The organism is Bradyrhizobium sp. 155, assembly GCF_023101105.1.
Classification (GTDB): Bacteria; Pseudomonadota; Alphaproteobacteria; order Rhizobiales; family Xanthobacteraceae; genus Bradyrhizobium; species Bradyrhizobium canariense_D.
On record NZ_CP064704.1, the window covers coordinates 7101864 to 7122209 of the forward strand.

The 20346-nt window shown below is 64.8% G+C and carries 15 protein-coding genes and 1 pseudogene; 8 read left to right on the top strand and 8 right to left on the bottom strand.

Annotation, left to right across the window (positions count from 1 at the left end; genetic code table 11):
- Positions 1–29: 29 nt before the first annotated feature.
- Entirely contained in the window at positions 30–1127 is a 1098-nt protein-coding gene (locus IVA93_RS33930; protein WP_018460036.1) for a quinone-dependent dihydroorotate dehydrogenase, read from the bottom strand.
- Positions 1124–1468: a DUF952 domain-containing protein gene (locus IVA93_RS33935; protein WP_018460037.1), complete on the bottom strand. Its 345-nt coding sequence runs from the start codon at positions 1466–1468 to the stop codon at positions 1124–1126. Before IVA93_RS33935 ends, IVA93_RS33930 begins: the two co-directional genes overlap by 4 nt.
- Before the next feature lie 204 nt (positions 1469–1672).
- On the opposite strand from IVA93_RS33935, the gene IVA93_RS33940 reads away from it, so the two are divergent.
- The gene (locus tag IVA93_RS33940; protein ID WP_018460038.1) at positions 1673–2326 is read left to right on the top strand and encodes a S24 family peptidase; all 654 of its coding nucleotides are present in this window, start codon (positions 1673–1675) and stop codon (positions 2324–2326) included.
- 171 nt (positions 2327–2497) lie between these two features.
- Here IVA93_RS33940 and IVA93_RS33945 read toward each other — a convergent pair whose 3' ends face one another.
- From IVA93_RS33945 to IVA93_RS33955, 3 genes are all read right to left on the bottom strand, one after another.
- Positions 2498–4141, bottom strand: a complete 1644-nt coding sequence (locus IVA93_RS33945; RefSeq protein ID WP_018460039.1) for a lysine--tRNA ligase — start codon at positions 4139–4141, stop codon at positions 2498–2500.
- A gap of 294 nt (positions 4142–4435) precedes the next feature.
- Positions 4436–6913 (bottom strand): ATP-dependent helicase HrpB, encoded by a 2478-nt coding sequence (hrpB, locus tag IVA93_RS33950; RefSeq protein WP_026233929.1) that lies wholly within the window; start codon positions 6911–6913, stop codon positions 4436–4438.
- Between the two features lie 147 nt (positions 6914–7060).
- A complete protein-coding gene (locus IVA93_RS33955; protein WP_018460041.1) occupies positions 7061–8377 on the bottom strand; it encodes a UDP-glucose dehydrogenase family protein in 1317 nt (438 codons plus the stop codon).
- Positions 8378–8570: 193 nt separating this feature from the next.
- Here IVA93_RS33955 and IVA93_RS33960 point away from each other — a divergent pair, with 193 nt between their 5' ends.
- From IVA93_RS33960 to IVA93_RS33970, 3 genes are all read left to right on the top strand, one after another.
- The gene (locus tag IVA93_RS33960; RefSeq protein ID WP_026233930.1) at positions 8571–9638 is read left to right on the top strand and encodes an acyltransferase family protein; all 1068 of its coding nucleotides are present in this window, start codon (positions 8571–8573) and stop codon (positions 9636–9638) included.
- Positions 9639–9848: 210 nt separating this feature from the next.
- Positions 9849–12929 (top strand): DNA polymerase I, encoded by a 3081-nt coding sequence (gene polA, locus IVA93_RS33965; RefSeq protein WP_018460043.1) that lies wholly within the window; start codon positions 9849–9851, stop codon positions 12927–12929.
- A gap of 121 nt (positions 12930–13050) precedes the next feature.
- Complete coding sequence (locus tag IVA93_RS33970; RefSeq protein WP_018460044.1) at positions 13051–13686, top strand: LysE family translocator; 636 nt, start codon at positions 13051–13053, stop codon at positions 13684–13686.
- A 40-nt stretch (positions 13687–13726) separates the two neighbouring features.
- Here the strand turns inward: IVA93_RS33970 and IVA93_RS33975 are convergent, their stop codons facing one another.
- The gene (locus tag IVA93_RS33975; RefSeq protein WP_018460045.1) at positions 13727–14353 is read right to left on the bottom strand and encodes a glutathione S-transferase family protein; all 627 of its coding nucleotides are present in this window, start codon (positions 14351–14353) and stop codon (positions 13727–13729) included.
- Positions 14354–14552: 199 nt separating this feature from the next.
- On the opposite strand from IVA93_RS33975, the gene pyrE reads away from it, so the two are divergent.
- Both pyrE and IVA93_RS33985 read left to right on the top strand, forming a co-directional pair.
- The gene (pyrE, locus tag IVA93_RS33980; RefSeq protein WP_018460046.1) at positions 14553–15116 is read left to right on the top strand and encodes an orotate phosphoribosyltransferase; all 564 of its coding nucleotides are present in this window, start codon (positions 14553–14555) and stop codon (positions 15114–15116) included.
- 272 nt (positions 15117–15388) lie between these two features.
- Positions 15389–16165 carry a DUF2865 domain-containing protein gene (locus IVA93_RS33985; RefSeq protein ID WP_083926594.1) on the top strand — a complete coding sequence of 259 codons (777 nt, stop codon included), beginning with the start codon at positions 15389–15391 and terminating at the stop codon, positions 16163–16165.
- 156 nt (positions 16166–16321) lie between these two features.
- On the opposite strand, the gene IVA93_RS33990 is transcribed toward IVA93_RS33985, so the two are convergent.
- On the bottom strand, positions 16322–16753 hold the full coding sequence (locus IVA93_RS33990) for a hypothetical protein (RefSeq protein WP_018460048.1): 432 nt from the start codon (positions 16751–16753) through the stop codon (positions 16322–16324).
- A 188-nt stretch (positions 16754–16941) separates the two neighbouring features.
- Here IVA93_RS33990 and IVA93_RS33995 point away from each other — a divergent pair.
- A pseudogene (locus IVA93_RS33995) lies at positions 16942–17231 on the top strand (GIY-YIG nuclease family protein).
- A gap of 63 nt (positions 17232–17294) precedes the next feature.
- Here IVA93_RS33995 and IVA93_RS34000 read toward each other — a convergent pair.
- Positions 17295–17540, bottom strand: a complete 246-nt coding sequence (locus tag IVA93_RS34000; protein WP_240544159.1) for a hypothetical protein — start codon at positions 17538–17540, stop codon at positions 17295–17297.
- Between the two features lie 218 nt (positions 17541–17758).
- Between IVA93_RS34000 and IVA93_RS34005 the strand changes: the two genes are divergently transcribed.
- Positions 17759–20275, top strand: coding sequence for a glycogen/starch/alpha-glucan phosphorylase (locus IVA93_RS34005; protein ID WP_085384957.1), 2517 nt, complete (start codon positions 17759–17761; stop codon positions 20273–20275).
- Positions 20276–20346 lie beyond the last annotated feature (71 nt).

A 20346-nucleotide genomic window follows, 5' to 3' on the forward strand; every position in this document is an offset into this window, starting at 1 on the left:
GCTGCGCTGCGCTCGGGGCACGAGACCGCCTACATCCCCGGCCAGTCTTCCGCCGTCAGCGTGGCGGCGTCGGAGCCGACGATCTCGGAGAGAGAATCCCGCCCCGTCCGCAATAGGGTCGAGGCGAGGTCACGCTTGATCTCGTCGACGATGCCGAGGCCCTTGTAGACCAGCGACGAATAGAGCTGGATCAGGCTCGCGCCGGCGCGGATCTTCGTCAGCGCGGCGCCGCCCGAGTCCACCCCCCCGACACCGATCAGGGGGAATGCGCCCTCGACGCGCACATAGGTCTCCGCGACCATCCGCGTCGACAGCCGGAACAGCGGCCGGCCGGACAGGCCGCCCTGCTCCTTGGCGCGCATCTCCTCGCGCAGCGTACTCGGCCGCGCGATCGTGGTGTTCGATACGATCATGCCATCGACCCGGCGCGAGCGCGCGACCTGCACGACGTCGTCGAGCTGGGCGAGGCTCAAATCCGGCGCGATCTTGAGCAGCACCGGCGTGTCGCCGGCGCTCTCGCGCACCCGCTGGCGCGCGTCGATCACCCTGGCGAGGAGATCGTCGAGCAGCGCGCCTTCCTGCAGATTGCGCAGGCCCGGCGTGTTCGGCGAGGAGACGTTGACGGTGAAATAGCTCGCGACCGGCGCAAAGGTCTCGATCAGCTTGACGTAATCATTGACCCGATCGGGCGAATCCTTGTTGGCGCCGACATTGACGCCGACGATGCCGCCGTGCTGCGCGCGCGCCGCAAGCCGGCGCAGGGCTGTCTCCGCACCGTCATTGTTGAAGCCCATGCGGTTGATCACGGCCTCGTCGCGCTCCAGACGAAACAGCCGCGGTCGCGGATTGCCGCTTTGCGGCTTCGGCGTCACCGAGCCGATCTCGACGAAGCCGAAGCCGAGCCGCAGCAGCGCATCCGGCACTTCGGCGCTCTTGTCGAAGCCCGCGGCCATGCCGATCGGATTGGGGAAGTTGAGCCCGAACGCACGCACCGCAAGCTTGGGATCGTCAGCGTGCGGCTTGCCCGGCGGCAGGAAGCGCAGGCCCTGGATCGCGAGGCGATGCGCATCCTCCGGATCGAGCCAACGCAGCACCGGCAGCGAGAGAGCGTCGAAAGCGCGGATCACGGGGCAAGCTCCGGAACATCGTGGCCGCCGTCGGAGCGCGTGTTGAGGTTCATCACAGCCATCACCGCGCCGAGATCGAGCTCGCCATAGAGATGCGGAAACAGCTCCTCATTGCGCGAGCGCTCCCAGCGCAACGCGCTGCCGAGCGCATCGCCGTCGACCTCGACCAGGAACAGCGCGCGCTGCCCGACATAATGCTTCTGCAGGGTCTCGGGAACCTGGGCGGCGGTCGAGAAATGGATGAATCCGTCGCGCGAATCGTCCGCGCTGCCGCGATAAACGCCCTGCCGTTCCGCCTCGCGCCAGGCCGAGGCCGGACAGATTTTGTAGATCTTGACCACCGCTTACGCAGCCCTGTTTGCCCGGGGAGACAGCTCTTTGAGTCTCCTGGGGATTTTCGTCTCTCGTGGGTCGTTAAATCCCGGGCGGGACCGTAAAGGCCACCCCTGCCGAACTCAAGACTTAGACGCCGCCTCTTGCACCGAAAACGGAAAACCGATTGATTTGAGGATAGTTTTCCTGAGTTGCGACGGGCTGGACCTTCCATGGTCAGGCAGGCCAAAGCGCAGAGGATGCTCACCCACGACCAGATCTGGGGCGCGCTGGATCGGCTGGCGGCGCGTGCCGGCCTGTCGCCGTCCGGCCTCGCCAAGCGCGCCGGGCTCGATCCCACCACCTTCAACAAGTCCAAGCGCGTTACCTCCGACGGCCGCGAGCGCTGGCCCTCGACCGAATCGATCGCGAAAGCGCTGGCGGCGGCAGATTCGTCGATCGACATTTTTGCCAGGCTGGTCGGCGACGAGGCAGGCGGCGGCCGTTCGGTGCCGCTGCTCGGCTTCGCACTGGCGGGCGCGAGCGGCGCCTTCGACGAGTCCGGCTTTCCCGTCGGCAAGGGCTGGACCGAATTTGCCCTTCCCGCCTTCGAGGGCAACCATAGCTTCGCGCTGCAGATGTCCGGCGAAGCGCTTGCGCCCGCCTATCGCGACGGCGACATCATCCTGGTCGCGCCCGGCGCGCCGATCCACAAAGGCGATCGCGTGGTGGTGAAGACCAACGCGGGCGAGCTGACGGTGGCGACGCTGAAGCGCCGCACCGCAAAGGCTCTGGATTTGCAGCCGCTCGATGCGACGCAGGCCGAACGCAGGATGGCGGCGAGCGAGGTGGTGTGGATCGCGCGGATCGTGTGGGCAAGCCAGTGAGGCCTCGGTGTCGTCCTGGCGAAAGCCAGGACCCATTACCTCGGGAGAAGTTGTGGCACCAATTGGCCACTCCGAGTCTCCGTAACCACATCCGGCGGTGGCTATGGGTCCTGGCTTTCGCCAGGACGAATCGGGGAGATAGGTCGCGCCTACAACTCAGTTCCGTAGCCCTCACGCACTCCGCGCCAGCGCGCCGTCGATCATGTTGACCGCGTTCTGCACGCCATACACCGCGACAAAGGAGCCGAAGCGCGGGCCCTTTTCCTGGCCGAGCAGCACCTGGTAGAGCATGTTGAACCAGTCGAGCGTCACGCCCGGACGGCCGTCCTTGCCCTTCTTGACCTGGTCGAGGAACGGCTCGCGGCGGCCGATCTCGTAGACGACGTTCTGGATGTCCTCGGCCGAGGCGTCCTGCGGAAGCTGCGATAATGCATCCCGCAAATCCTGCAGCGCCGCGCGCTCGGTCTCGGTCGGTTCGCGGAACGTCTTCGTCGGCGCGACGAAGTCGCGATAATAGTTGATGGCATAGCCGACCATCGCGTCGAGCTTGGGATGCGTCTGCGGGCTCACACCGGGTCGGTAGCGACCAATGAAACCCCACAGTGTCTCGGCATTCTCCGCATTCGACGACGACACCAGCGTCAGCAGGAGCTGGAACGTGACGGGCATGTCGAACTTCGGCGGATGGCCATTGTGGACATGCCAGACCGGATTGCCGAGCTGCTGCCTGGCGTCCTGCTTCGCAAAGCCGTCGATGAACTGCTGGTAGTCGTCGACATTGCGCGGGATGACGTCGAAATACAGCCGCTTGGCCGCCTTCGGCTCGCGATACATGAACAGCGACAGCGATTCCGGCGAGGCGTAGCGCAGCCATTCGTCGATGGTCAGCCCATTGCCCTTCGACTTCGAGATCTTCTGGCCCTTGTCATCGAGGAAGAGCTCGTAGTTGAAGCCCTCCGGCGGCGTGGCGCCGAGCGCCCTGGCGATCGCGCCGGAGAGTTTGACCGAGTCGATCAGGTCCTTGCCGGCCATCTCGTAATCGACGCCGAGCGCGACCCAGCGCATCGCCCAATCGGCCTTCCATTGGCACTTGACGTTGCCGCCGGTGACCGGCGTCTCGACTTCCTGGTTGGTATCGGGATCGAGGTAGGTCACCGTGCCGGCCGCAACGTCGCGGCGGATCATCGGCACCTGCAGCACGACACCCGTGGTCTTGCTGATGGGGAGGAACGGCGAATAGGTCGCGCGGCGGTCGGGACCGAGCGTCGGCAGGATGATCGCCATCACCTTGTCGTAGGCCGCGAGCATTTTGAGCAGCGTCGCGTCGAAACGGCCGGACGTGTAATAGTCGGTCGAGCTCGCGAATTCGTAGTCGAAGCCGAAATGATCGAGGAAGGCGCGCAGCCGCGCATTGTTGTGGTGCCCGAACGACGGGTATTCGTTGGAGAACGGATCCGGCACCCGCGTCAGCGGCTTGCCGAGATGCGCGGCCAGCATCTCCTTGTTGGGGACGTTGTCGGGCACTTTCCGAAACCCGTCCATGTCGTCGGAGAACGCGAGCAGGCGGGTCTTGATCTTGTTCTCGGTCAGCACATGAAAAGCGTGCCGCACCATCGAGGTGCGCGCGACCTCGCCGAAGGTGCCGATATGCGGCAGGCCTGATGGCCCGTAGCCGGTCTCGAACAGCACCTCGTCCTTCGGGCTTTTCTTCAGCCGCGCGACAATGGCCTTCGCCTGCTCGAACGGCCAGGCGTTGGATTGTTCGGCGAGCGCACGCAGATCGCTCGGATTCGCGGCAAGATCGATAACAGACATCTAAGGGGCCTCCGGGCCGCGGAAAATAGCGATTTCCGGGCAGAATGCAATTTTGTGAGACCCTCATCCTGAGAGCTTGTGACGCTTTTGCTCGTTCGGAGCGCCTCCGCAGCGCATAAATGATAACTCATTGACGAACTCAGAGCCGCCATTTACCGCGATAAACAGCCCCACTCCGGCGGCAGCTAGAGGTCGGTGCCGTGCTTGGATTAACGAGCGCTCCATAGGAGCGGGTCTCGAAGGATGCCCGTGAAGGGCGGGCCGCGCTCCCCACCATGAGGGTCTTCTTGCGCCTCACGTCCCGCGCGGCTTGACCCGCCGGGTCGGCAGCGCATTCGCCGGATCTTCCGGCCAGGGATGGCGCGGGTAGCGGCCGCGCAAATCGGACCGCACGGCACTGTAGCTGCCGCGCCAGAAACCGGGGAGATCGCGCGTCACCTGCACCGGGCGCTGCGCCGGCGACAGCAGTTCCAGCACCAGCGGCACCTTGCCGGCGGCGATCGAGGGATGGGTGTTGAGGCCGAACAATTCCTGCAGCCGCACCGCGATGGTCGGCCCCTGCTCGGCTTCATAGTCGATCGCGAGCACGCTGCCGGTCGGGGCCTCGAAATGCGTCGGCGCCTCGCGGTCGAGCCGCGCGCGCATCTCCCACGGCAACAAAGCCATCAACGCGTCGGAGAGATCGCCGGCGGAAATATCCTTCAGCGCGATCATGTCGTAGAGCGCCGGCACCAGCCAATCGTCGCGCCGCGCGATCAATCCGTCGTCCGAGAGATCGGGCCAGCTGTCGCCTTCGGCCCTGCGCAAAAACATCACGCGATCGCGCCATTGTTTGGCTACCTTCGACCAGGGCAGCCGGTCGAGTCCGGCGGCGATCAACCCGTCGGCGAAGATGCGCGCAGTGTCCCCCGAGGGCGACACGGCGAGCGTCGCCTCGGAGAGCGTGATCGCGTGCAGCGCGCGCTTGCGCCGCGCCCGCAGCGCCATCGCGCCGCGATCGAACGAGATCTCCTCGACGGATTCGATATGCTCGGCGAAATGCCGCTCGATCTCGTCCTGCGAGATTTGCGCCGCGAGCAGAATGCGCCCGCTCGCCGCCGTGCCGGTCATCTCGCCGACCGCGATATAAGGCGTGCGCGCGAGCGACGAGGTCTGATCCACCGCAGCACCCCGGCCGTTGGCGAGCACGAAGCTGCCATTGCCGCGGTTGCGCGCGACGCGATCCGGGAAGGCGTAGGCGAGCATCAGGCCGGTCGAGAGGTCACCTTCTGCGGTCGCCGCCTTCTCTGACGCCGCCACCTGCGAAGCCCAGCGCCGGGCGAGGTCGCGCGCGCTTGCGGCACGCGGGGAACGGTCGCGGCGGAACTGATCGCGCCGGTGCTCGAGATCGACGCTGTCGCCGCCGAGCCCGCGCTCGGTGATGATGGCCGCGATCTCGGCGGCGGCCTCGCCTTCGCCGGCACGGTGCGAATCCACGATCATGCGCGCGAGCCGCGGCGGCAGCGCCAGCGCGCGCAGGCTCTTGCCCTCCGCGGTGATGCGGCCATCGCCATCGAGCGCGTTGAGCTCGGAGAGCAGGCTTTTTGCTTCCTTCCAGGCCGGCTGCGGCGGCGGGTCGAGAAACGACAGCGCGGCAGGATCGGCGACGCCCCATTGCGCGAGATCGAGCACCAGCGAGGACAGATCGGCGCTGAGGATCTCGGGCTGGGTGTAGGGCGCTAGCGAGGCTGTCTGAGGTTCGTCCCAGAGCCGGTAGCAGACACCGGGCTCGGTGCGGCCGGCGCGGCCGCGGCGCTGGTCCGCCGCCGCGCGGGAGACGCGCACGGTCTCGAGCCGGGTCAAGCCGATGTCGGGCTCGTAGCGCGGCACGCGGGCGAGACCGGAATCGACCACGATGCGCACGCCCTCGATGGTGAGCGAGGTCTCCGCGATCGAGGTCGCCAGCACCACCTTGCGCGTGCCCTTGGGCGCCGGCGAGATGGCACGATCCTGCACGGCGGCGTCGAGCGCGCCAAACAGCGGCACGATTTCAATGCTGGAATCGTGTATGCGTTCGGCGAGGAAATTCTGGGTGCGGCGGATTTCGGCGGCGCCCGGCAGGAACGCCAGCACCGAGCCGGCATCGGCCCGCAGCGCCGAGGCGATCGCATCCGCCATCTGCCGCTCGATCGGCGCGTCAGCCTTGCGGCCGAGATAGCGCGTCTCGACCGGAAAGGCGCGGCCCTCGCTTTCGACGACGGGCGCTTCGCCCAGCAATTTTGCCACGCGGGCGCCATCGAGCGTTGCCGACATCACGAGGATGCGCAAATCCTCGCGCAAGCCCAGCTGCGCGTCGCGCGCCAGCGCCAGGCCCATGTCGGCATCGAGCGAGCGCTCGTGGAATTCGTCGAACAGCACGGCGGCGATGCCCGACAGTTCGGGATCGTCGAGAATCTGGCGGGTGAAGATGCCCTCCGTCACCACCTCGATGCGGGTCGCGCGCGAGATCTTCGAGCCGAAGCGGACGCGATAGCCGACAGTCTCGCCGGCGCGTTCGCCGAGTGATTTGGCCATGCGGTCGGCGCTGGCGCGCGCCGCGATGCGCCGCGGCTCCAGCACGATGATCTTCTTGCCTTTGGCCCAGGGGGCATCGAGCAGCGCCAGTGGCACGCGCGTGGTCTTGCCGGCGCCAGGAGGGGCCACCAGCACGGCGGCATGATGCGCCTCCAGCGTGCGCGAGAGGTCGTCGAGCACGGCATCGATCGGGAGGGGCGTGTCGAAACTGAGGGGCAAGGCCTGTCCATTCGTCACGCCCGAGCAAAAAGCGCGAAGCGCGTCTTCGCACGGAAGTCGCCGGGCATCCACGTCGTCACACTAGAAAACAGACGTGGATGGCCGGGACAAGCCCGGCCATGACGGAATCGTTGCGAGGTCGGATCGCTAGCCCTGCACCGGCGGCCGTCCAACACTCTCATAGACGAAGCCGGCCGCAGCCATCTCCTCGGGGCGGTAGATGTTGCGCAAGTCGACAATGACGGGCTGTGCCATGGTTGCCTTCAGCCGGTCGAGGTCGAGCGCACGGAACTGCACCCATTCGGTGACGATCACGATCGCATCGGCGCCTTCCGCGCAGGAATAGGCGTCTTCGCAATAAGTGATGCTGGGCAGCTCAGTCTTCGCCTGCTCCATGCCGACGGGATCGAAGGCCTTCACCTTCGCGCCCATGTCGATCAGGCCGGTCACCAGCGGGATCGACGGCGCGTCGCGCATGTCGTCGGTGTCGGGCTTGAAGGTGAGCCCGAGCACGGCGATGGTCTTGCCGCGCAGCGAACCGCCGAGCGCCTGGCTCACTTTTCGCGCCATCGCCCGCTTGCGGTTCTCGTTGACCGCGAGCACGGATTCGACGATGCGCAAGCTCACGTCGTAGTCCTGCGCGATCTTGATCAGCGCCTTGGTGTCCTTTGGGAAGCAGGAGCCGCCGAAGCCCGGACCGGCGTGCAGGAACTTGGTGCCGATGCGGTTGTCCAGGCCAATGCCGCGCGCGACCTCCTGCACGTTGGCGCCGACCTTTTCGGAGAGGTCCGCGATCTCGTTGATGAAGGTGATCTTGGTCGCGAGGAAGGCGTTGGCGGCGTATTTGATCATCTCGGCGGTGCGGCGTTCCGTGAACATCAGCGGCGCCTGGTTCAGCGACAGCGGACGATAGATATCGCTCATCACCTTGCGGCCGCGCTCGTCGGAGGTGCCGACGACGATGCGGTCGGGGAATTTGAAGTCGCGGATCGCCGCGCCCTCGCGCAGGAATTCGGGATTCGAGGCGACGACGACGTCGGCTTTGGGATTGGTCTCGCCGATGATGCGCTCGACCTCGTCGCCGGTGCCGACCGGAACGGTCGACTTGGTCACGACGACGGTGAAGCCGGACAGCGACTGCGCGATCTCTTTCGCAGCGGCATAGACGTAGGACAGATCAGCATGGCCGTCGCCGCGGCGCGACGGCGTGCCGACCGCGATGAAGACAGCATCGGCATCCGCAACCGGCTTGGACAAATCGGTGGTGAACTCCAGCCGCTTGGCCTTGACGTTGGTCGCCACCAGCTCGTCGAGCCCAGGCTCGTAGATCGGGATCTCGCCGCGATGAAGGGCCGCGATCTTCTTCTCGTCCTTGTCGACGCAGATGACGTCGTGGCCGAAATCCGCAAAGCAGGCTCCGGACACCAGTCCCACATAGCCCGTGCCGATCATAGCAATGCGCATGAAAAACCCTGTTTGGCTTGGTTAACAAAACCCCAATTCCACGGCGGTTTAGCATTTTCCCGGGGTGAGGGAACAGCCCGCGTGCAAAAAACGGCACAGCAATTGTACCAGTAAAGAAATCGTAAGCCGCAAGGCGGCAAACTGCTCCGCGTTCACACAGATGCTGGCGGAACACGCCTCGAAAAGAGACACCATGGCACCATCAGGCACAATCGCCGCGAGCGGGGGACTCAAGGCCCCGGCTGCTGCGCGCGTCGATTGGGTCGATTACGCCAAGGGCATCTGCATCGTCATGGTCGTGATGATGCATTCGGTGCTGGGGGTCGAGCTTGCCGCCGGCGAGACCGGTTTCATGCATGTTTTGGTGGCCTTCGCGAAGCCATTCCGGATGCCGGATTTCTTCCTGATTTCGGGTCTGTTCCTGTCACTGGTGATCGACCGGGACTGGCGAACCTATCTCGACCGCAAGATGGTGCATTTCGCCTATTTCTATGTCGTCTGGGTGACAATCCAGTTCGGCTTCAAGGCCCCCGCATTCGCAGCGGAAACGAGCTGGCGCGACGCCGGATTGCTATATCTGGAATCCTTCGTCGAGCCGTTCGGCACGCTATGGTTCATCTACCTCCTGCCGATCTTCTTCGTCGTCACAAAACTGACACGGCGCATGCCGCAGCCCGCGATATGGCTCGTCGCGGCCGCGCTGGAGACGGCGCGCATTTCGACCGGCTGGACCGCGATCGACGAGTTCTGCGCGCGCTTCATCTATTTCTATTCGGGCTATCTGTTCGCGCCCTACGTGTTCGCGCTGTCGGACCGCGCGCGCAATCATCCCGCATGGGCGCTGACAGCGCTCGCGACATGGGTGCTGGTCAATGCCGGCCTCGTTGCGCTCGGCGCCAGCGAATGGAAAATCGTATCGCTCGTGCTCGGCTTCGCCGGCGCCTGCGCCATCATCACGATGGGCACGCTGCTCGCGCGCGTGCAATGGCTGAATGTCTTCCGCTTCTGCGGCGAGCATTCGATCGTGATCTATCTCGCCTTCTTCCTGCCGATGGCGGCGACACGGACGCTGCTCTTGCGCACGGGCATCATTCCCGACATCGGTGCGGTGTCGCTGATCGTGACCATCGCCGGCGTGATCGGCTCGCTCGCAATCTGGCAGATCGCACTGCGCCTTGGCGGCAACTTCCTGTTCGAGCGGCCCGATGCGTTCTGGATCGCGCCGAAGAAGACAAGCGCGGTGTTGCAGGCGGCGGAGTGATACTCTGCTGTCATCCCCGCGAAGGCGGGGATCCAGTATTCCAGAGGGCAGCAGTCGTATACGGAGAAGCCGCAGCGTACTGGATTCCCCGCCGTCGCGGGGAATGACAGCGGGGGATGCGGGAAATGACAGTGGGGATAGCGGCATCCGCAAGCCAAAAATCCACCTCCCAAGGCTGTCAAATCCCGCAAAAATTCATACATTGCGGCCATGCCCAAGAGCTCCCCAAAGACCACCGCCCAAGCTGACACCAAGGCTGCCGCGCCCAAGGCCGCCGAAACCAAGCCCGCTGCTGCGACAGCTGCTGCCAAGCCCGTTGCCGCGAAGGCGGCCGGCAAGGGCGATCATGTCTTCCTGGTCGACGGTTCCGGCTACATCTTCCGCGCCTACCATGCGCTGCCGCCGATGAACCGCAAGTCCGACGGCTTGCAGGTCAATGCCGTGCTCGGCTTCTGCAACATGCTGTGGAAGCTGTTGCGCGAGATGCCCGAGGACAACCGGCCGACCCATCTGGCGATCATTTTCGACAAGTCGGAAATCACCTTCCGCAACAAGATCTATCCTGAGTACAAGGCACACCGGCAGCCGGCCCCGGACGATCTGATCCCGCAATTTTCGCTGATCCGCGAGGCGGTGCGCGCCTTCGACCTGCCTTGCCTGGAACAGGTGGGCTTCGAGGCCGACGATTTGATTGCGACCTATGTACGGCAAGCCTGCGAGCGCGGCGCAAGCGCGACAATCGTGTCCTCCGACAAGGACCTGATGCAGCTCGTCACCGACTGCGTCACCATGTACGACACCATGAAGGACCGCCGCATTGGCATCCCCGAGGTGATCGAGAAGTTTGGCGTGCCGCCGGAGAAGGTGGTGGAAGTGCAGGCGCTGGCCGGCGATTCCACCGACAACGTTCCTGGCGTGCCCGGCATCGGCATCAAGACCGCGGCGCAGCTGATCGTCGAATATGGCGATCTCGAGCAATTGCTGTTCCGCGCCACCGAAATCAAGCAGCCGAAGCGGCGCGAGGCGCTGATCGAGAACGCCGAGAAGGCGCGCATCTCGCGGCAGCTCGTATTGCTCGACGACAAGGTCGACCTCGACGTCCCGTTGGACGATCTCGCCGTCCACGAGCCCGATGCGCGCAAGCTGATCGCGTTCCTGAAGGCGATGGAGTTTTCCACGCTGACGCGCCGCGTCGCCGAATTCTCGCAGATTGACCCGGCCAACGTCGATGCAGATCCCGGCTATTCCAGCGGCGCCAGCGTCTTCTCGCCGCTGCCGCCTTCGGACGTCGTGCCGGCCCCGGGACCCGGCGCGCCGGCGCAAGTTCCGGTGGGCCAGCGCAACCCTTCGGCGAGCAAGGAGGACAAGGCCGCGAGTCCGAAGGGCGCGCCGATTTCGCTCGCCGCCGCGCGGGAAGAGGCTTTGCGCAAGCTTCCGGTCGACCGCAGCAAGTACCAGGCCATCAAGACGCTCGCGGAATTGAACGCGTTCATCGCGCGCATTCACGATGCCGGCCATGTCGCGGTCGAGATCCGGGGAAACTCGATCGATCCGATGCAGGCCGACCTCTGCGGTATCGCGCTGGCGCTGGCGCCGAACGAGGCCTGCTACGTGCCGCTGGCGCACAAGCAGTCCGGCGGCGGCGCCGGCCTGTTCGACGCGGGCCTCGCGCCCGACCAGGTCAAGCACACTGATGCGATCGAAGCGTTGCGGCCGGTGCTGGAATCACCAGGCATTCTCAAGATCGGCTTCGAAGTCAAATTCACCGCGGTGATGCTGGCGCAGCACGGCATCACACTGCGCAACACCGATGATGCGCAGCTGATCTCCTACGTGCTCGATGCCGGCCGCGGCTCGCACGCGCTGGAGCAACTGTCCGAGCGCTGGTTCGGTCACGCGATGCTCAAAGACAACGAGCTGCTCGGCAGCGGCAAGGGCAAGATCACGTTCGACCAGGTGCCGATCGACAAGGCCGCGTCGCTGTCGGCGGAAGGCGCCGACGTGACCTTGCGCGTCTGGCGCGTGCTGAAGCCGCGCCTCATCGCCGAGCACATGACCACGGTCTACGAGACGCTGGAACGCCCGCTGGTCGCGGTGCTCGCACGCATGGAGCGGCGCGGCATCTCGATCGATCGTCAGGTGCTGTCGCGTCTCTCCGGCGACTTCGCCCAGACTGCGGCCCGTGTCGAAGCCGAGATCCAGCAGATCGCGGGCGAGCCGGTCAATGTCGGCAGCCCGAAGCAGATCGGCGACATCCTGTTCGGCAAGATGGGACTGTCGGGCGGCACCAAGACCAAGACCGGCGCGTGGTCGACCACCGCTCAGGTGCTCGACGAACTCGCCGAGCAGGGCCACGAGCTCCCGCGGAAGATCCTGGAGTGGCGCCAGGTCTCTAAGCTGAAATCGACCTACACCGACGCGCTGCCGACCTACGTCAATCCCCAGACCCACCGCGTCCACACGACCTACGCGCTGGCCGCGACCACGACGGGCCGACTGTCGTCGAACGAGCCGAATTTGCAGAACATTCCGGTGCGCACTGAGGACGGGCGCAAGATCCGGCGCGCCTTCATCGCAACGCCAGGGCACAAGCTGGTCTCCGCCGACTATTCACAGATCGAGCTGCGGCTGCTCGCCGAGATCGCCGACATTCCCGTGCTGCAGCAGGCGTTTCGCGACGGTCTGGACATTCACGCCATGACGGCATCGGAAATGTTCGGCGTGCCGATCAAGGGCATGCCGAGCGAAATCCGGCGCCGGGCCAAGGCGATCAATTTCGGCATCATCTACGGCATTTCGGCATTCGGCCTTGCCAACCAGCTCGGCATCGCGCGCGAAGAGGCCTCCGCCTACATCAAGAAATACTTCGAACGCTTCCCCGGCATCCGCGCCTACATGGACGAGACGCGCGACTTCTGCCGGAACCACGGCTACGTCACCACGCTGTTCGGACGGAAGATGTACTATCCCGACATCAAGGCTTCGAACGCCTCGGTGCGCGCCTTCAACGAGCGCGCCGCGATCAACGCCCGGCTCCAGGGCACCGCCGCCGACATCATCCGCCGCGCCATGACGCGGATGGAGGATGCCCTGGTCCTGAAGAAACTGTCTGCGCAGATGCTGCTGCAGGTGCATGACGAATTGATCTTCGAGGTACCGGACGCGGAGGTCGAGGCGACGCTCCCCGTCGTGCAGCACGTGATGCAGGACGCGCCGTTCCCGGCCGTGCTGCTCTCGGTGCCGCTGCATGTCGATGCACGCGCAGCGAACAATTGGGACGAGGCGCATTGATCGGACGGTACCGCCCCGGCGAAGGCACACGCACAAGCTGAATTGTCCTCCGAGCAATTGCGCGATGGCCCCACTGCGCCACGCATATTAGAACCGTGCCGTCTCCCGCACCGGTTCAGCCATGCCCCACGCCTCCGCCCTGCTCGGCTTCGCTCTCGTCTGCCTCGGCCTCGTGCTCACGCCCGGGCCGAACATGATCTACCTGATCTCGCGTTCGATCACGCAAGGGCCTGCGGCGGGCATCGTCTCGCTCGGCGGCGTGGCGCTCGGCTTCTTGTTCTACATGCTGTGCGCGGCATTCGGCATCACGGCGCTGCTGCTCGCCGTTCCCTTCGCCTATGACGCGCTGCGCTTTGCCGGCGCGGGTTATCTGTTGTGGCTGGCCTGGCAGGCAGTGAAGCCGGGCGGGCGCTCGCCGTTCCAGGTGAAGCAGCTTGCGATCGACAGCCCGCGCAAATTGTTCGCGATGGGGTTCGTCACCAATCTGCTCAACCCGAAGATCGCGATGCTTTACCTCGCGCTGCTGCCGCAGTTCATCGATCCCACCGCCGGCAGCGTGCTGGCGCAGTCAGTGGTGCTCGGCGCGATCCAGATCGCGATCAGTGTCAGCGTGAATGCGATGATCGCGCTCGCGGCCGGGTCGATCGCGCTGTTTCTCGCAAGCCGGCCAAGCTGGATGCTGGTCCAGCGTTGGCTGATGGGCACGGTGCTGGCCGGGCTTGCGGTGCGGATGGCGGTGGAAGCGCGGAAGGTGTGATTTTCCCCTCTCCCCGCTTGCGGGGAGAGGGAGAGAAAGATCAATCTAGCTTCGCCTCCATGCCCCGCTTCACCGCCGGGCGGGCCATCAGGGCCTCGTACCAGCGCTTGACGTTGGGAAAGTCGGCCAGGTCAACCTTGTGGCGAGGGTGACGCCAGGCCCAGCCCAGGATGGCAAAATCGGCGATCGAGAGCTCGCCGGCGACGAAATCGCTGGACTCCAGCCGGCGGTCGAGGACGCCGTAGAGCCGTCGCGTCTCGGCCATGTAGCGCTTGAGGCCGTAGGCGCGGTCCTGCTCGTTCTCGAGCGCGATGAAATGGTGCACCTGGCCCGGCATCGGCCCGAAACCGCCCATCTGCCACATCAACCATTCATAAACGGGAATGCGGCCCGAAAGCGATTTCGGCAGAAATTTGCCGGTCTTTTCGCCGAGATACAGCAGGATCGCACCCGACTCGAAGATGCTGACGGGCTTGCCGTCCGGGCCATCAGGATCGACGATCGCGGGGATCTTGTTGTTGGGTGAGAGCTTCAGGAACTCCGGCGCCATCTGTTCGCCCTTGCTGATATTCACCGGGATCCCCTTGTAGGGCAGCCCCATCTCCTCCAGCGCGACCGAGATCTTGCGGCCGTTCGGCGTGTTCCAGGTGTGCAGCTCGATGGTCATTTGTCGCGTGTCCTTGCCCAGCCTTCTTGCAGGTTTTCTTGCCCGAGATATCCGGCATCCACCTACCCCAGAACGTTGCACCCCCACAACCGGCCGCCCGGGATGGCCGATCCCTGTTGACGGGGGAAGCCCCCTCTGGAATGTCGAGGCCGTCGCGGATAAATTCCGCCACCTCCAAAAATGCTCCCGAGGGCCCGCCGTGTCTAAATCAGCCTCCCGCGCCCGCCTGTTCGAGATCATCCGCCGGCGCTCCTTCGGCCGCGGCGAGGTGACGCTCGCGTCGGGCCGCAAGAGCGACTTCTACTTCAACCTCAAGCCGACCATGCTCGACCCGGAGGGTGCGACCCTGCTCGCCGAGTTGACCTATGAGGCGCTGAAGGATGACCAGCTCGATTTCATCGGCGGGCTTGAGATGGGCGCGGTGCCGCTGGCCGGCGCGCTGGCGCAGATCTCCTGGATCAAGGGCCATCCCATCGCGGCCTTCTTCGTGCGCAAGAAGCCGAAGGAGCATGGCGCGAAGCTTGCGATCGAGGGGCTGCCCAGGGGCGAGACGCTGGAGGGCAAGCGCGTCGTGATCGTCGAGGATGTCACCACCACCGGCGGCTCGGCGATGAAGGCCGTGGAAGCGGTGCGCGAGACCGGCGCGGAAGTGGTGCTGGTGCTGACCATGGTCGACCGCGAGGAAGGCGCCGACGACACCTTTGGCGCGGCCGGGCTGCCGTTCCGCTCGCTGTACAAGGCGTCGGAGTTCTTGAAGGCTTGAGCGGCTAGACTTTTTCCGCCGTCGTGCCCGGGCTTGACCGGGCATCCACGTCTTTGCCGCACCAGAGATCCTGGATGGCCGGGACAAGCCCGGCCATGGACGAGGTCCACCCGTCCGGCGACACCGCTCCTCCCCCCTCAACCGCTCATTTACCATCCCGCCTTATGGTGAATCATGTGCTGAGACCTGATGGTCCCGGCCGGTTGGGTAGCGCCGGGTGGAGTAAGCGTTTGCGTACAGTCATGTCCCATGCGCGCCGGTGGCGTCGCGCGATGCTCGTAGCCGCCACATTGGCAGCACCGCTGGTTGCGGCTCCGGCCCCGGTTTCGGCCGAAGGCCTGTTCGACTTCTTCTTCGGCGGAATGCAGCAGCAGCAGCGGCCGCAGCGTGAGGTGCCGCAGCAGCCGAGCTCCTACGCCGATCCATTCACCGGCCAGCAGAACGGCGCAAGTCCGCCATACGTGCCGCCGACACGTTCGGCTGCGGCCGGCGGCTCGGGACCGGCGTTCTGCGTGCGCAGCTGCGACGGCAAATATTTTCCGCTGATGCGCGGTCTCACCTCGCCCGCGCAGATGTGTCAGGCGTTCTGTCCTGCAAGCGCCACCAAGATCTATTTCGGCTCCTCGATCGACGGCGCGGCGTCGCAGACCGGCGAGCGCTATGCCGATAGCGAGAACGCGTTCGCCTATCGCAAGGCGCTGCGCGCCGACTGCACCTGCAACGGCCGCGAGCCGGTCGGCCTTGCTCCGGTCGATCTGGCGCTGGACTCGTCGCTAAAGCCCGGCGACGTGATCGCCACCAGCGACGGTCTCGTCGCCTATACCGGCATCCGCGTCGGCAACGACCAGGCCGCGGACTTCACCCCGGTCGCCTCCTATCCCGGTCTCACCGCGCAGGTCCGCGCACGGCTCGGCGAGATGAAGGTGGCGCCGGTGCGCGCCGACACGGTGGCGGCGGATGCCCCTGCCGCGGAGATCGTGCGCGAGACGCTCCCCGACGTGACGGTGCCGAAAACGCAAAAGCCGGCGAAGCGGGCTGGGCTGGACTAGCTCAGGCTCGTCTGTAGCCAAGCCGTCATTGCGAGCGACTTGTCCGCCGAAGCTCGAAGAGCGAAGGCGGAAGCGAAGCAATCCAGTCTGGCTCCGTGGAGGCACTCTGGATTGCTTCGTCGCAAGAGGCTCCTCGCAATGACGGAGGATGGTGGGTCACCGTCCGATGATCACGCCGATCACGTTCGGCGCCGCCAGATATTTCTCCTCGATCGCCGCGCGCGCGGCGGCGCGGTTGTCTGCCGTGAGCAGGCCGCGCTTCTCGGCTAAAATCATCCAGCAAAAACCCCACCAGTCGGTGAGCATGCCTTGGTCGTCGACGAGATCATAACCCTGCTCGGCGGCGAAGATGCGCGCATGCGCTTCGTCAAGCGTGTCGAGGAACAGATGGTCCTGCGCCGAAAACAGATCGTCGCTGACGTCGTCGATGGTGTAGCCCCAGATCGACTGGCACACCGCGTTGAACTCGCGGTCGAACTGGTCGTCGTCGACCGCGTGGCGCCGCGCCGCCTGATGCAGCCGCGACAGCGAGCGCGCGAAATCGGCGATCCTGGTGAGGGCAAATTGATCGAAGGCAATGGTGGACATGTAGTCCTCGCGAAGTCTGGCAGACGCTAGATATGGTGTCGGCAACACGCCGAATCACAATGATATATCAAAGACTTGCTAAAGTGTTCTTAATTTGTTCTGATGTTAGGCGCGATTGTTGGAGAGCGTCGTCCTGGCGAAAGCCAGGACCCATTACCCCGGTCAGTGTTGCTTTTGCGGGTTGGGCCATGAGCACGAGCAGCTACTTCGTCTACATTCTCGCAAGCCGCCATCACGACACGATCTATATCGGAATCACCAACGACGTCCGCGCGCGGCTTGAGCTACATCGTTCGGGTCGCGGCTCGAAGTTCGTGCACAAGTATAAAATCTTCCGCCTCGTTCATGTCGAAGCCTACGCAACACTGCAGGAGGCGATCGCGCGCGAGAAGCAGCTCAAGTTCTGGAAGCGGGACTGGAAGATCAAGCTGATCGAGGAAGAAATCCCGATTGGAATGATCGGTCAGGCCTCATCTGACAGGCGGGTAATGGGTCCTGGCTTCCGCCAGGACGACACCTTCTTCGTTGCACCAGCCCCTGCTCAATTCGCCGCTGACATCAACTTATCCCCGCACGCGCTTGCGTAAAATTTGCCGCCGCATTGGCGCTTGATGGCGGCGCAGCGGGCGGCGGAGGATGCGTTTTGCGGAAGCGTGACGGCGCAGCTCAGGCCGTCGGCGCTGCGGCCGATCTTGCCGGCGGCGAAGGCGGCGCTGGACGCGGTGATGCAGACGACGAGGAAGGTGGCGGCGGCGATTTCGATCAGCCGTCGCGTCACAGGTCTCATCAGAGAGTTCATCGGGCGCCTCCTCCACACTGATGGCTGAATTGGCCGCCATTCTAGCACCAAATCCACGTTTCCCCGTATGCGTCCGGGTTCCCAAATCGGCCCGTTCCTTGCATAATTTTACGCCAAACGCAGTGCACGGTCGCACCAGCAATGGTTCCGTACAGAGGCAAGATGCGTAGGGTCAGTAGTGTTCTCGCGACCAGGAAGTGACGACTTTGCAAGATTCATCGTTCCAGCCCAATTTCTCCGCCCCCAACCAGCCCATCGACGAACTCGCTCTGGCTGAGATCAAGGGCGCGATCCTGGCGAAGCTGCGCCTTGCCATCGGCAAGGATGCGGGCATGGCCACCAAGCACGACTGGTACCAGGCCGCGGCGCTGGCGCTGCGCGATCGCATCGTGCATCGCTGGCTCACGGCCGAGAAGCACAGCTACGATGCGGGGCGCAAGCGGGTCTATTATCTCTCGCTCGAATTCCTGATCGGCCGCCTCTTCAGCGACGCGCTGAACAATATGGGGCTATTGAAGATCTTCGAGGTCGCGCTCGGCGATCTCGGCGTTTCCTTGCCTGAGCTGCGCAAATGCGAGCCGGACGCGGCGCTCGGCAATGGCGGCCTGGGCCGTCTCGCCGCCTGCTTCATGGAAAGCATGGCGACGCTGTCGATCCCTGCGATCGGCTACGGCATCCGTTATGATTACGGCCTGTTCCGTCAGATCATCAATCAGGGCTGGCAGCAGGAATATCCGGACGAATGGCTCGGCTTCGGCAACCCTTGGGAATTGCAGCGGCCCGAAGTGATCTATGACATTCGCTTCGGCGGCGGTGTCGAGCATGTCGAAGACAAGGGCCGCGATCGCGCGATCTGGCATCCGTCCGAGACCGTGCAGGCGATGGCCTATGACACGCCGATCGTCGGCTGGCGCGGCCAGCACGTCAACGCGCTGCGGCTGTGGTCGGCACGCTCGCCCGATCCGTTGAAGCTCGATGCCTTCAACACCGGCGACTATGTCAGCGCCAGCGCCGAGCAGTCGCGCGCGGAAGCGATCTGTAAATTCCTCTACCCGAACGACGAGAGCCCGGCGGGCCGCGAGCTGCGCCTGCGCCAGGAATATTTCTTCGTCTCGGCTTCGCTGCAGGACCTGATCAAGCGGCACCTTGCGTCGGACGGCCAGCTTCGCAGCCTGTCGAGCAAGGTCGCGGTGCAGCTCAACGACACCCATCCGAGCCTGGCCGTCACCGAGCTGATGCGGATCCTGATCGACGACCACAATTTCCGCTGGGACGAGGCCTGGAAGATCACGGTCGCCACGCTGTCCTACACCAACCACACGCTGCTGCCTGAGGCGCTGGAGACCTGGCCGGTCGAGCTGTTCGAACGGCTGTTGCCGCGGCATCTCGAGATCATCTACCGCATCAACGTGCAGCATCTCGCGCTCGCAGAGGCGCGCGCCCCCGGCGACATCGACTTCCGCGCCTCGGTGTCGCTGATCGACGAGCGGAGCGGCCGGCGCGTGCGCATGGGCCAGCTCGCCTTCGTCGGCTCCCACCGCATCAACGGCGTCTCGGCGATGCATTCGGACCTGATGCGGGAGACCGTGTTCCACGACCTCAACCATCTCTACCCCGGCCGCATCACCAACAAGACCAACGGCATCACCTTCCGCCGCTGGCTGATGCTGGCGAACCCGAAACTGACCGATCTGTTGCGCGAGACCTGTGGCGACGCCGTGCTCGATGATCCGACGCAGCTCAGCCTGATCGAGGCCCGCGCCAGCGACGTCGAATTCCAGAAGAGGTTCCGCGCAGTCAAGCTTCACAACAAGACGGCGCTGGCGCGCCTGATCGGCGAGCGCCTCGGCATCAAGGTCGACCCGAACGCGCTGTTCGACGTGCAGATCAAGCGCATCCACGAATACAAGCGCCAGCTTCTCAATGTCATCGAGACGGTCGCGCTGTACCAGGCGATCAAGGACGACCCCAACGGCAACTGGGTGCCGCGGGTGAAGATCTTTGCGGGCAAGGCGGCGGCGAGCTACCGCTACGCCAAGCTGATCATCAAGCTGATCAACGACGTTGCGGAAGTCGTCAACAACGACCCCGCGATCGGCGGCAAGCTCAAGGTCGTCTTCCTGCCCGACTACAATGTCAGCCTCGCCGAGGTGATCATTCCCGCGGCCGACCTCTCCGAGCAGATCTCGACGGCCGGCATGGAAGCCTCCGGCACCGGCAACATGAAGCTGTCGCTCAATGGCGCCCTCACGATCGGCACGCTCGACGGCGCCAACATCGAGATCCGCGACCATGTCGGCGCGGAGAACATCGCGATCTTCGGCATGGAAGCCGGCGATGTCATGATCCGGCGCAAGCAGGGGCTGGACGCCTCCGACGTGATCCGCAATTCGCCGAAGCTCCAGCGCGCCATCAATGCGATCGGCGCCGGCGAATTCTCGCCCGGCGATCCCGGCCGCTTCGAATCGATCGCGCATGCGCTGCGCTATCTCGACCATTACATGGTCAGCGCCGACTTCGATTCTTATTACGAGGCGCAGCGCAGCGTCGATGCGCGCTGGCAGGTGGCGCCGGCCTGGACCCGCGCCTCGATCCTCAACGTCGCGCGCATGGCGTGGTTCTCCTCCGACCGCACCATTCGCGAATACGCCGAGGAGATCTGGAACGTGCCGGTCAACCCCACCACGCCGCTGCTGCCGACCTTGCGCGACGTCGCGGGCTGAATTTCCGCGACGTGAAATCGGTTACTCACGAGGTAATTGCACAAGCCGGCGGCGGACGTGATATGACGTCC